This window comes from Neisseria sp. P0001.S007 (assembly GCF_051963655.1).
Taxonomy (GTDB): domain Bacteria; phylum Pseudomonadota; class Gammaproteobacteria; order Burkholderiales; family Neisseriaceae; genus Neisseria; species Neisseria subflava_A.
This window is the reverse complement of sequence record NZ_JBQCUB010000010.1, coordinates 14452-27185: the sequence shown is the minus strand read 5'-3', so window position 1 is coordinate 27185 and position 12734 is coordinate 14452. Positions and strand designations below refer to the sequence as shown.

Below are 12734 nucleotides of genomic sequence, written 5' to 3'. Positions count from 1 at the left end.
TAATATATTTGGCATAAAATTGCGCATACATCAACCGCATTCGGTAGTGATACAATGACGACTTGTCTGAACTACCGGAAACACCCGTCATGAGTACCTACGCACTGGCACACATCATCCACGTTTATTGCGCGATTGCCTTTGTCGGCGGCGTATTTTTCGAAATGCTGGTTCTCTCCGTTTTGCACACCGGCCGCGTTTCGCGCGAATCGCGCCGCGAAGTCGAACGTGCCATGTCCCATCGTGCCGTCCGCGTAATGCCGCCTGTCGTCATCACCCTTTTCATCAGCGGCATCGTGATGGTGTACAACCGTTACCTGCCGATACTGCACCACCCATTCGACAGCTCCTTCGGCATCATGCTGAGCATCAAAATCCTGTTGGCAATAAGCGTTTTGGTACATTTTGCCATCGCCGTCGTCAAAATGGCACGGCACACTCTCACCGTCGGCTGGTCGAAATACATACACGCCGTCGTATTCAGCCATATGCTGTTTATCGTCTTTTTTGCCAAGGCGATGTTCTACCTGTCTTGGTAAACCTTACCCATACCCCACACACAAGGATTGTTTATGACCCAATACCCGTCCGTCGGCTCGCCGATGTTTTACGGCATCTTCTTTATTGCCGTCTTAATCATGATCGCCATCGATATGGTATCGTTGAAAAAAAACGGCGCCCACAAAGTCAGCATCAAAGAAGCCCTCGCTTGGAGCGGCATTTGGGTGGCCGTATCCTGCGCATTTGCAGGCTGGCTCTATTTTGAACTGGCGGTCAACCCGACTTACGGAGCCGTTGTCGCCAAAGAAAAAGTCCTCGAATTCTTCACCGGCTATGTACTCGAAAAATCCCTCGCCGTCGATAACATCTTTGTCTTCCTGATGATTTTCGGCTATTTCAAAGTCGAACCCAAATTCCAACACCGCGTCCTGCTCTATGGCGTATTCGGCGCAATCATCCTGCGCGCCATCATGATTTTCATCGGCGCAGCCTTGGTACAACAATTTGAATGGATTTTGTACCTCTTCGGCGCATTCCTCTTATACACCGGCATTCACATGATGAAGCCCGAAGCCGAAGCTGAAGAAGACCTTTCCCAAAACAAGATTCTGACCCTACTCAAAAAAGTCATCCCAACCAGCCCACAGTTTGACGGTGAAAAATTCTTTACCATTGAAAACGGCAAACGCATCGCTACGCCGCTTTTGCTGGTATTGATTATGATCGAATTGAGCGACGTCATCTTCGCCGTAGACAGCATCCCCGCTATTTTTGCCGTAACCACCGACCCTTTCATCGTCCTCACCTCCAACATTTTTGCCATCTTGGGCCTGCGTGCCATGTACTTTTTACTGGCAGACTTTGCCGAACGCTTTATTTTCCTCAAATACGGCTTGGCTTTCGTGTTGAGCTTTATCGGTATCAAGATGCTGATTATGCACTGGGTACATATCTCGATTTCCATTTCCCTGTCTGTCGTCTTCGGCGCACTGGGTGCGTCCATCCTGACTTCTTTGGTATATACGCGTCAGCAAGAGAAAAAATAATCTGCCGATATAAAAAGGCCGTCTGAACATTTCAGACGGCCTTTTCAAATATCAAACACCAGCTTATTTAGCAGCGTCTTTCAATTTGTCGGCAGCTTCTTGAGTCGCATCGGCTGCTTTACCCATAGCGTCTTTAGCTGCGTCTTTGGCAGCATCCTTAGCATCAGAAACAGCTTCTTTAGCTTCTTCAACCGCTTTACCGGCAGCATCTTTAGCGTCAGAAACTGCTTTATCTGCAGTTGCTTTAGCATCTGCAGCAGCGTCTTTAACATCAGAAACAGCTTGCTCAGCCGCACCTTTGGCTTCAGAAGCAGCAGCATCAACAGCAGAAGCTGCATTTTCAGCAGCAGCGTTTACATCGGAAGCAACAGCAGAAGCCGCCTCTTGGGTTTCTTTTTTCGCTTCTTGTGTACACGCAGCCAAGCCGGCTACCATCATTGCAGCAATCAATAATTTTTTCATATTGTATATCCTTTGGTCTAAAAAATATCTGTCAAAACTGACAGACCCAAAAATCATAACATAATAAATGCTCAAAAAAGGAAGAATTAACGCCAAATGACAGCCGATTTACGTTTTTTGAAAAAAATTTCAAAAAAATAGTTGACGAAAAGAAACAAGTTCCCTATAATGCACAGCTTATCGGGTCGTTAGCTCAGTCGGTAGAGCAGCGGACTTTTAATCCGTTGGTCGAGCGTTCGAATCGCTCACGACCCACCAAATATGAAAACCTGCTTTGAAAAAAGTAGGTTTTTTTTATATTCTCCATCAAGCCTTTCTTCACTCGATACCTCCCTTATTATCAACATCAAGAATATTCGAGCTTTGTCACAATGCTGTTATAGATGTAACTGAAAGCATCACAAACCTCTTGAATCAATCAAACCCAACTCCTCACCCAACATCTTTTTCTAAAAACTTCCAAATACCTACCATCAACCCACGCTAAATCCTCTTGTATGCCAGACAATTTAGGCATAGACTAAAACTACATCCAACTACAACAACAGGAGAAGGTTTGATGAAACAACTGTCTATGTATATTAACGGCCGCTTTGAAACCGACTTTAACGGCGCATGGCGTGATGTATTGAATCCGGCAACCGAAGAAGTCATCGCACGTGAGCCTAAAGGCGGAAAAGCCGATGTTGATCGTGCCGTTGCTGCGGCCAGAGATGCGCAAACTGCATGGGAGCGTTTGCCTGCCGTTGAACGCGGCGCATACCTGCGCAAAATCGCCCAAGGCATCCGCGAACGTGCCGACGAGCTGACCGACACTATTGTTGCTGAAGGCGGCAAAACCAAAGACTTGGCACGCATAGAAGTCATGTTCACTGCCGATTATCTCGACTACCAAGCCGAATGGGCGCGCCGTTATGAAGGTGAAATCATCCAAAGCGACCGCCCGCGCGAAAATATTTTATTGTTCAAACGTCCTTTGGGCGTAATCGCCGGCATTTTGCCGTGGAACTTCCCATTCTTCCTGATCGCCCGCAAAATGGGCCCGGCTTTGGTAACAGGCAATACCATCGTCGTCAAACCGAGCAGCATTACCCCGATTAACTGCCACATTTTTGCTGAAATCGTTCATGCTTCAGGCTTACCGGCCGGCGTATTCAACGTCGTCAACGGCCCTGGCGCAGAAATAGGCAATGCCTTGGCATCGCATCCGCAAGTCGATATGGTCAGCCTGACCGGTTCTGTCGATGCAGGCCGCCAAGTAATGGAAGCCGCCGCCACCAACATTACCAAAGTCTCACTGGAACTGGGCGGCAAAGCCCCTGCCATCGTTTTGAAAGACGCGGATTTGGACTTGGCAGTGAAATCCATCTTGGCTTCACGCGTGGGCAATACCGGCCAAATCTGCAACTGCGCCGAACGCGTGTATGTCCACAGCAGCCTGAAAGACGCATTTATTGAAAAAATGACCGCCGCCATGAAAGGCGTGCGCTACGGCAACCCGGCCGAAGCCGAACCCGGCGCACTGGAAATGGGCCCATTGATTGAAGAACGCGCCGTAAAATCCGTTGCCGAAAAAGTCGAACGCGCAGTTAGACAAGGCGCAACCTTGGTTTGCGGCGGCAAACGTGCCGACGGCAAAGGCTACTTCTTCGAACCTACCCTGCTGACCGATACCGACAACAGCATGGACATCATGAAAGAAGAAACCTTCGGCCCAGTCCTGCCGGTTGCCACTTTTGACACACTCGACCAAGTCATCGCTTTGGCAAACGACAGCGAATTCGGCCTGACCAGCTCCGTCTATACCACCAATCTGAATGAAGCGTTTTATGTAACCCGCCGCTTGCGTTTCGGCGAAACCTACATCAACCGCGAAAACTTCGAAGCCATGCAGGGCTTCCATGCCGGTTGGAAAAAATCAGGTATCGGCGGCGCGGACGGTAAACACGGTTTGGAAGAATATCTGCAAACCCAAGTTGTTTATTTAGAAACCGATATCTAACTGCCCTTCATAAAACAAAAGGCCGTCTGAAACCGATTTTTCAGGTTTCAGACGGCCTTTCTGCCTTTATAGAAAAAAACACCGACATCGCGTAAAATAGAGCCAATTTTTCACTTTATTCAGGCCGTCTGAAAACTCCGGCAGCCTGACTCATTTTTCCGGAAAACACCATGAGCGAACAAAACAATCCGCAAATCGAGCCGCAGTTGGACGAAAACCAAATCATCGCCCTGCGCCGCGAGAAACTGCACAACATCCGCAAAGAACGCAATGCCTACCCTAACGATTTCAAACGAGACAGCTTTGCCGCCGACCTGCACACCCAATACGGTGAAATCAGCAAAGAAGAACTCGACCCGCAAGGCATTCCCGTCAAAGTGGCCGGCCGCACGATGCTCAAACGTCAAATGGGCAAAGCCAGCTTCGCCACCATTCAAGACGTGACCGGTCAAATCCAGCTTTATCTGAACAACAAAGGCGTGAGTCAGGAAGTTTTGGACGATTTCAACCATTGGGACTTGGGCGACATCGTCGGCGCGGAAGGTACTTTGTTCAAAACCAACCACGGCGAATTAACCGTGCGCGTGTCCAACATCCGTCTGCTGTCCAAATCCCTGCGCCCTCTGCCGGACAAACACAAAGGTTTGAGCGATCAGGAAACCAAATACCGTCAACGCTACGTCGATTTGATTGCCAACGAAGAATCGCGCAATACCTTCATCAAACGCAGCCAAATCATCCAATCCGTGCGCAATTTCATGGTCAACGAGCATTATTTGGAAGTTGAAACCCCAATGATGCACCCGATTCCAGGCGGCGCAACAGCGAAACCTTTCGTTACCCACCACAACGCTTTGGATATTCCGCTCTACCTGCGCATTGCTCCCGAGCTGTATCTGAAACGCTTGGTTGTCGGTGGTTTGGAACGTGTGTTTGAAATCAACCGCAGCTTCCGTAACGAGGGCATGTCCGTACGCCACAACCCTGAATTCACCATGATCGAATTCTACGAAGCCTTCTCCGACTACGAACGCATGATGCAAATGGCGGAAGACATCATCCGCAACGCTTCCCGCGCGGTAAACGGTACGGCAAAAATCAGCTACAACGGCAAAGAAGTCGATTTGGAAAGCCCGTTTGAACGCCTGACCATTCTCGGGGCCATCAAAAAATACAATCCGCACTACACCGATGAGCAGTTGAACGATGAAGAATGGCTGAAAAAAGAAATCGTCAAACACGGCGAAAGCCTGCCTCCGTCTCCGGGTATCGGCAGCCTGCAACTCGCCCTGTTTGAAGGTTGCGCCGAGGGCAAACTGTGGAACCCGACTTTCATCATCGACTACCCTGTCGAAGTATCGCCATTGGCACGCGCATCCGACAGCAAACCGGGTTTGACCGAACGCTTCGAGCTTTTCGTTGTCGGCCGCGAACTGGCAAACGGCTATTCCGAGTTGAACGATCCGGAAGATCAAGCCGAACGCTTCAAAGCGCAAGTGGCGCAAAAAGATGCCGGTGACGACGAAGCCATGCACTACGATGCCGACTACATCCGCGCCATGGAATTCGGCCTGCCACCGACAGGCGGCTGCGGCATCGGTATCGACCGCTTGGTAATGTTGCTGACCGATTCGCAAACCATCCGCGACGTGATTCTGTTCCCACAAATGCGTCCCGAATAACGCATTGAAATAAAATCAAGGCCGTCTGAAAACAAGACTCTGTTTTCAGGCGGTCTTTTTGTTCAAATATGTAAAACGGAAGAGTTTAAATCGATAAATCCTTTACACCATAATAATAAAATTACATGATAATCAAAAAGATAATATAAAAAAGAATATGTAAACGTTTTTCAGTTTGTTGACAGTCTGCTAGAATACATCCAGTTACAGACAGCCTCCACACACAGGCCGTCTGAAAATGCAGAAACTCTGAAAGGTTTGTATGGATCAATTTTTCGAACAGCTTCACGGCTTGATAAACGCCATCAACGACCAAATGTGGTCGGGGTTGGTATATATGCTTTTAGGCGCAGGCCTCTTTTTCACCGTTACCACCGGTTTTGTACAATTCCGCCTCTTCGGCCGCAGTATTAAAGAAATGTTGGGCGGCCGCAAACAAGGTGATGATCCGCACGGAATCACACCGTTCCAAGCATTCGTTACCGGCTTGGCCAGCCGCGTAGGCGTGGGCAACATCGCCGGCGTGGCGATTGCCATCAAACTCGGCGGACCGGGCGCGGTGTTCTGGATGTGGGTAACCGCCTTAATCGGCATGAGTTCGGCGTTTGTCGAATCTTCACTGGCCCAACTCTTTAAAGTCCGGGACTACGACAACCACCACTTCCGCGGCGGCCCTGCCTACTACATCACTCAAGGCCTGGGACAAAAATGGCTGGGCGTTTTGTTCGCCCTGAGCCTGATTTTCTGTTTCGGCTTTGTATTTGAAGCTGTACAGACCAATACCATCGCCGATACCACCAAAGCGGCATGGGGCTGGGATCAACACTATGTCGGCGTCGCCCTGGTCATTCTGACTGCCCCAATTATCTTCGGCGGTATCCGCCGCGTATCCAAAGCCGCGGAAATTATCGTTCCGCTGATGGCGGTTTTATATCTCGTCATAGCACTCTTCATCATTGCTACCAATATTTCCCTGATTCCTGACGTGTTCGGTCAGATTTTCTCCAACGCGTTCAACTTCGATTCGGCTGCAGGCGGTTTCCTCGGCGGTCTGATTTCAACCACCATGATGCAGGGCATCAAACGCGGCCTGTATTCCAATGAGGCGGGTATGGGTTCCGCGCCGAACGCCGCAGCCGCAGCCGAAGTGAAACACCCCGTCTCCCAAGGCATGATTCAAATGCTGGGCGTTTTCGTCGATACCATCATCGTCTGCTCATGCACCGCCTTTATCGTCTTGATCTATCAACAGCCTTACGGCGACCTGAGCGGTGCGGCGTTGACGCAGGCAGCGATTGTCAGCCAAGTGGGTCAATGGGGCGCGGGCTTCCTTGCCGTCATCCTGTTTATGTTTGCCTTTTCAACCGTTATCGGTAACTATGCCTATGCCGAGTCCAACGTCCAATTCATCAAGAGCCATTGGCTGGTTACCGCCGTTTTCCGTATGCTGGTTTTGGCATGGGTCTACTTCGGCGCAGTTGCCAACGTACCCTTGGTATGGGATATGGCAGACATGGCCATGGGCATCATGGCATGGATTAACCTCGTCGCCATCCTGCTCCTGTCCCCACTTGCCTTCCTGCTGTTGAAAGACTACACAGCCAAGCTGAAAATGGGTAAAGACCCAGAGTTCAAACTCTCTGAACACCCAGGCTTGAAACGCAAAATCAAATCCGATATCTGGTAAAACCAAAGGCCGTCTGAAATTTCAGACGGCCTTTTTAATCCCTGCCATTTAGACAAAACGATGCCCCTTAAAGCAGAAGCCTTAAGGGGCAGAGCGTTGCGGCACATCTTTTCAGACGGCCTTATTGTAGCAACGTTTCTCATTTCGCAGTGCAACAATATGGACAGATTCTAATTCCAAATCGGTACCTAGTCAAGTATTTCATTTGCATGGTAATACTTACCTGGGATATATTTATACTTACCAAACATCACATTACGGAGAAACTGATGGCTGCATTCAAACCCAATCCAATCAACTACGTCCTCGGCCTCGATATCGGCATCGCATCCGTCGGCTGGGCGATGGTAGAAATTGACGAAGAAGAAAACCCCATACGCCTGATTGATTTGGGCGTGCGCGTATTTGAGCGGGCCGAAGTACCAAAAACAGGCGACTCTCTCGCAGCGGTAAGACGCTTAGCACGCAGCGTCCGCCGCCTGACCCGCCGTCGCGCCCACCGCCTGCTTCGGGCCCGTCGCCTATTGAAACGCGAGGGCGTATTACAGGCTGCCGATTTTGATGAAAACGGCTTGATCAAATCCTTACCGAATACACCATGGCAACTTCGCACAGCCGCATTAGACCGCAAACTGACGCCTTTAGAGTGGTCGGCAGTCTTGTTGCATTTAATCAAACATCGCGGCTATTTGTCGCAAAGAAAAAACGAGGGCGAAACTGCCGATAAGGAGCTTGGCGCTTTGCTTAAAGGCGTAGCCGACAATGCCCATGCCTTACAGACTAGCAATTTCCGCACTCCGGCCGAATTGGCTTTAAATAAATTTGAAAAAGAAAGCGGCCATATCCGCAACCAGCGCGATGATTATTCGCATACGTTCAGCCGCAAAGATTTGCAGGCAGAGCTGAATTTACTGTTTGAAAAACAAAAAGAATTCGGCAATCCGAATGTTTCAGACGGCCTTAAAGAAGGTATTGAAACCCTGCTGATGACGCAACGCCCTGCCCTGTCCGGCGATGCCGTTCAAAAAATGTTGGGGCATTGCACCTTCGAACCGACAGAACCTAAAGCCGCTAAAAACACCTACACAGCCGAACGTTTCATCTGGCTGACCAAGCTGAACAACCTGCGTATTTTAGAGCAAGGCAGCGAGCGGCCATTGACCGCTACCGAACGCGCCACGCTTATGGACGAGCCATACAGAAAATCCAAACTGACTTACGCACAAGCCCGTAAGCTGCTGGGTTTAGAAGATACCGCCTTTTTCAAAGGATTACACTATGGTAAAGACAATGCCGAAACCTCAACATTGATGGAAATGAAGGCCTACCATGCCATCAGCCGTGCGCTGGAAAAAGAAGGATTGAAAGACAAAAAATCCCCATTAAACCTTTCTCCCGAATTACAAGACGAAATCGGCACGGCATTCTCCCTGTTCAAAACCGATGAAGATATTACAGGCCGTCTGAAAGACCGTGTTCAGCCCGAAATCTTAGAAGCGCTGTTGAAACACATTAGCTTCGATAAGTTCGTCCAAATTTCCTTGAAAGCATTGCGCCGAATTGTGCCTCTAATGGAGCAAAGCAAACGTTACGATGAAGCCTGCGCCGAAATCTACGGAGACCATTACGGCAAGAAAAATGCGGAAGAAGCGATTTATCTGCCACCGATTCCCGCCGATGAAATCCGTAACTCAGTCGTCTTACGCGCCTTATCTCAAGCCAGAAAAGTCATTAACGCCGTTGTACGGCGTTACGGCTCTCCTGCACGTATTCATATTGAAACGGCAAGGGAAGTAGGAAAATCGTTTAAAGACCGCAAAGAAATCGAAAAACGCCAAGAAGAAAACCGTAAAGACCGAGAAAAAGCCGCCGCCAAATTCCGAGAGTATTTCCCCAATTTTGTCGGCGAACCCAAATCCAAAGATATTCTGAAACTGCGCCTGTACGAGCAACAACACGGCAAATGCCTGTATTCAGGCAAAGAAATCAACTTAGGCCGTCTGAACGAAAAAGGCTATGTCGAAATCGACCATGCCCTGCCGTTCTCGCGCACATGGGACGACAGTTTCAACAATAAAGTGCTGGTATTGGGCAGCGAAAACCAAAACAAAAGCAACCAAACCCCTTACGAATACTTCAATGGCAAAGACAACAGCCGCGAATGGCAGGAATTTAAAGCGCGTGTCGAAACCAGCCGTTTTCCTCGTAGTAAAAAACAACGGATTCTGCTGCAAAAATTCGACGAAGACGGCTTTAAAGAACGCAATCTGAACGATACGCGCTACGTCAACCGTTTCCTGTGCCAATTTATTGCCGACCGTATGCGGCTGACAGGTAAAGGGAAAAGACGTGTCTTTGCATCCAACGGACAAATTACCAATCTGTTGCGCGGCTTTTGGGGATTACGCAAAGTGCGTGCGGAAAACGACCGCCATCACGCCTTGGACGCAGTTGTCGTTGCCTGTTCGACCGTTGCCATGCAGCAGAAAATTACCCATTTTGTACGCTATAAAGAGATGAACGCATTTGACGGCAAAACTATAGATAAAGAAACAGGAGAAGTGCTGCATCAAAAAGCACATTTCCCGCAACCTTGGGAATTTTTCGCACAAGAAGTCATGATTCGCGTCTTCGGCAAACCGGACGGCAAACCCGAATTTGAAGAAGCGGATACCCCCGAAAAACTGCGTACCCTGCTCGCAGAAAAATTATCATCTCGTCCCGAAGCCGTACACGAATACGTTACGCCACTGTTTGTTTCACGCGCGCCCAATCGGAAGATGAGCGGGCAAGGCCATATGGAGACCGTCAAATCCGCCAAACGACTGGACGAAGGCATCAGCGTGTTGCGCGTACCGCTGACACAGTTAAAACTGAAAGACTTGGAAAAAATGGTCAATCGGGAGCGTGAACCTAAGCTATACGAAGCGCTGAAAGCACGGCTGGAAACACATAAAGACGATCCGGCCAAAGCCTTTGCCGAGCCGTTTTACAAATACGATAAAGCAGGCAACCGCACCCAACAGGTAAAAGCCGTACGCGTAGAGCAAGTACAGAAAACCGGCGTATGGGTGCGCAACCATAACGGTATTGCCGACAACGCAACCATGGTGCGCGTAGATGTGTTTGAGAAAGGCGGCAAGTATTATCTGGTACCGATTTACAGTTGGCAGGTCGCAAAAGGGATTTTGCCGAATAGGGCTGTTGTACAAGGAAAAGATGAAGAAGATTGGACGGTAATGGATGATAGTTTTGAGTTTAAGTTTGTACTTTATGCGAATGATCTGATTAAGCTAACCGCTAAGAAAAATGAATTTTTAGGCTATTTCGTCAGCCTAAATAGAGCTACAGGAGCAATTGATATTCGTACACATGATACGGATAGCACCAAAGGGAAAAACGGCATTTTCCAAAGTGTTGGTGTCAAAACCGCCCTTTCATTCCAAAAATACCAAATCGACGAATTGGGCAAAGAAATCAGATCATGCCGTCTGAAAAAACGCCCGCCTGTTCGTTAAATAAACCTATCCCTGTTTCAGACGACATGAAACAGGGATTTTTTGTATAAAAATAAGGGGAAGAAACATGACTTGGCGCAGTCTGCTTATTCAAAACGGCGGTAAATTATCCTTGCAACGCCGGCAACTGCTGATTCAACAAAACGGCGAGTCCCATACCGTACCATTAGAAGACATCGCCGTTATCATCATCGAAAACCGCGAAACCCTGATTACTGCCCCGCTCCTATCAGCCTTAGCCGAACATGGCTCAACCCTGCTGACATGTGACGAACAGTTCCTACCCTGCGGACAATGGCTGCCTTATGCCCAATATCACCGCCAACTTAAAATCCTCAAGCTGCAGCTGAATATAAGCGAACCCTTAAAAAAGCAACTCTGGCAACATATCATCCGCCAAAAAATCCTAAATCAAGCATTTGTCGCAGACGAAACAGGCAATGATCTTGCCGCCAAACGGCTGCGCACTTTGGCAGTCGAAGTCCGTTCGGGCGATACAGGAAACCGTGAAGCCCAAGCTGCCGCCCTCTACTTCCAAGCCCTCTTTGGAGAAAAGTTTACTCGCAATGACAACAATGCCGTCAATGCCGCATTGAACTACACCTACGCCGTACTCCGTGCAGCAGTTGCACGCGCCCTGACTTTATATGGATGGTTGCCTGCATTAGGCTTGTTTCATAGAAGCGAACTAAATCCATTCAACCTCGCCGATGACTTTATCGAACCCTTACGCCCATTGGCCGACCTGGTCGTTATACATTTGCATGAACAAGGCCGTCTGAAAACTGATCTGACCCCTAATATCAAACAAAACCTTATCAAGACCCTTCACTGTCAAATCTGCATCGAACGGCAATACTTCAGCACCTTGGCTGCCATAGACAAAATGATTTCCTCATTTCAAGCCAGCGTAACTGACAAAAATGCCAAACAGCTGAAACTGCCTGAAATCTTGCCATTGAAAGAATACCAATATGAGTGAGGCCAAATTTATGAGGATTATTGTCTTCTTCGACCTACCGGTTACCACAGCGGCAAAGCGCAAAGCTGCCAATCAATTCCGCCAGTTTCTATTAAAAGATGGATACCAAATGCTCCAGCTTTCCGTATACAGCCGTATTGTCAAAGGTCGAGATTCGTTGCAAAAACACCACAACAGGCTATGTGCAAACCTACCGCAAGAAGGGTCAATCCGCTGTTTGGAAGTAACGGAAAAGCAATATGCCACCATGAAACTACTATTGGGAGAGCTAAAAACCCAAGAAAAAAGAGTAAATTCAGACCAACTATTATTATTTTAAGCTCATTTTTTAGACAAAATAAAACGGGAAACCCTTATAAAATAAGGATTTCCCGTTGAGGTATTGTAGCACTGCGAAATGAGAAAGGGAGCTACAACCAATAGGAAACAGTATGGCAGTTCCGGTCAATTGTAGCACTGCGAAATGAGAAAGGGAGCTACAACCAACAACGGTTTATGTCGAGTTTCCATTCGATTGTAGCACTGCGAAATGAGAAAGGGAGCTACAACATAAGTCAACCGTCGGACAACGCCAACGCCATTGTAGCACTGCGAAATGAGAAAGGGAGCTACAACCATGGAAAGCAACGGAAAGCACGCAAATGCATTGTAGCACTGCGAAATGAGAAAGGGAGCTACAACCATGCAATTACCCATAGACGGGTCAATTTTATTGTAGCACTGCGAAATGAGAAAGGGAGCTACAACTATTCGGCTACGTTGGCCGTCAATAACTCAATTGTAGCACTGCGAAATGAGAAAGGGAGCTACAACCATGCAATTACCCATAGACGGGTCAATTTTATTGTAGCACT

Annotated in this window: 9 protein-coding genes, 1 tRNA gene and 1 CRISPR repeat array; of the genes, 9 read left to right on the top strand and 1 reads right to left on the bottom strand. The window is 48.5% G+C overall.

Annotation, left to right across the window (positions count from 1 at the left end; translation table 11 throughout):
- The first annotated feature begins 89 nt into the window (after positions 1–89).
- Positions 90–539 carry a CopD family copper resistance protein gene (locus ACTHRE_RS09210; protein ID WP_377073748.1) on the top strand — a complete coding sequence of 150 codons (450 nt, stop codon included), beginning with the start codon at positions 90–92 and terminating at the stop codon, positions 537–539.
- A gap of 33 nt (positions 540–572) precedes the next feature.
- Positions 573–1547, top strand: a complete 975-nt coding sequence (locus ACTHRE_RS09205; protein WP_377073747.1) for a TerC family protein — start codon at positions 573–575, stop codon at positions 1545–1547.
- 63 nt (positions 1548–1610) lie between these two features.
- On the opposite strand, the gene ACTHRE_RS09200 is transcribed toward ACTHRE_RS09205, so the two are convergent.
- Positions 1611–2009 carry an Ag473 family lipoprotein gene (locus ACTHRE_RS09200; protein ID WP_070645672.1) on the bottom strand — a complete coding sequence of 133 codons (399 nt, stop codon included), beginning with the start codon at positions 2007–2009 and terminating at the stop codon, positions 1611–1613.
- Positions 2010–2191: 182 nt separating this feature from the next.
- On the opposite strand from ACTHRE_RS09200, the gene ACTHRE_RS09195 reads away from it, so the two are divergent.
- From ACTHRE_RS09195 to cas2, 7 genes are all read left to right on the top strand, one after another.
- Positions 2192–2267 (top strand) — tRNA-Lys (locus ACTHRE_RS09195).
- A 301-nt stretch (positions 2268–2568) separates the two neighbouring features.
- Positions 2569–4011, top strand: coding sequence for an aldehyde dehydrogenase (gene aldA, locus ACTHRE_RS09190; protein ID WP_440345028.1), 1443 nt, complete (start codon positions 2569–2571; stop codon positions 4009–4011).
- Positions 4012–4181: 170 nt separating this feature from the next.
- Entirely contained in the window at positions 4182–5693 is a 1512-nt protein-coding gene (gene lysS / locus ACTHRE_RS09185; protein ID WP_377073745.1) for a lysine--tRNA ligase, read from the top strand.
- Between the two features lie 262 nt (positions 5694–5955).
- Positions 5956–7380 (top strand): alanine/glycine:cation symporter family protein, encoded by a 1425-nt coding sequence (locus ACTHRE_RS09180; RefSeq protein WP_296185205.1) that lies wholly within the window; start codon positions 5956–5958, stop codon positions 7378–7380.
- A 269-nt stretch (positions 7381–7649) separates the two neighbouring features.
- Complete coding sequence (gene cas9 / locus ACTHRE_RS09175; RefSeq protein WP_377073744.1) at positions 7650–10898, top strand: type II CRISPR RNA-guided endonuclease Cas9; 3249 nt, start codon at positions 7650–7652, stop codon at positions 10896–10898.
- A gap of 67 nt (positions 10899–10965) precedes the next feature.
- Positions 10966–11880, top strand: a complete 915-nt coding sequence (gene cas1 / locus ACTHRE_RS09170; protein ID WP_070608383.1) for a type II CRISPR-associated endonuclease Cas1 — start codon at positions 10966–10968, stop codon at positions 11878–11880.
- On the top strand, positions 11873–12199 hold the full coding sequence (gene cas2 / locus ACTHRE_RS09165) for a CRISPR-associated endonuclease Cas2 (protein WP_033912916.1): 327 nt from the start codon (positions 11873–11875) through the stop codon (positions 12197–12199). Before cas1 ends, cas2 begins: the two co-directional genes overlap by 8 nt.
- Positions 12200–12261: 62 nt before the next feature.
- Positions 12262–12693: a CRISPR direct-repeat array (repeat unit 36 nt; unit sequence ATTGTAGCACTGCGAAATGAGAAAGGGAGCTACAAC).
- Positions 12694–12734: the final 41 nt, after the last annotated feature.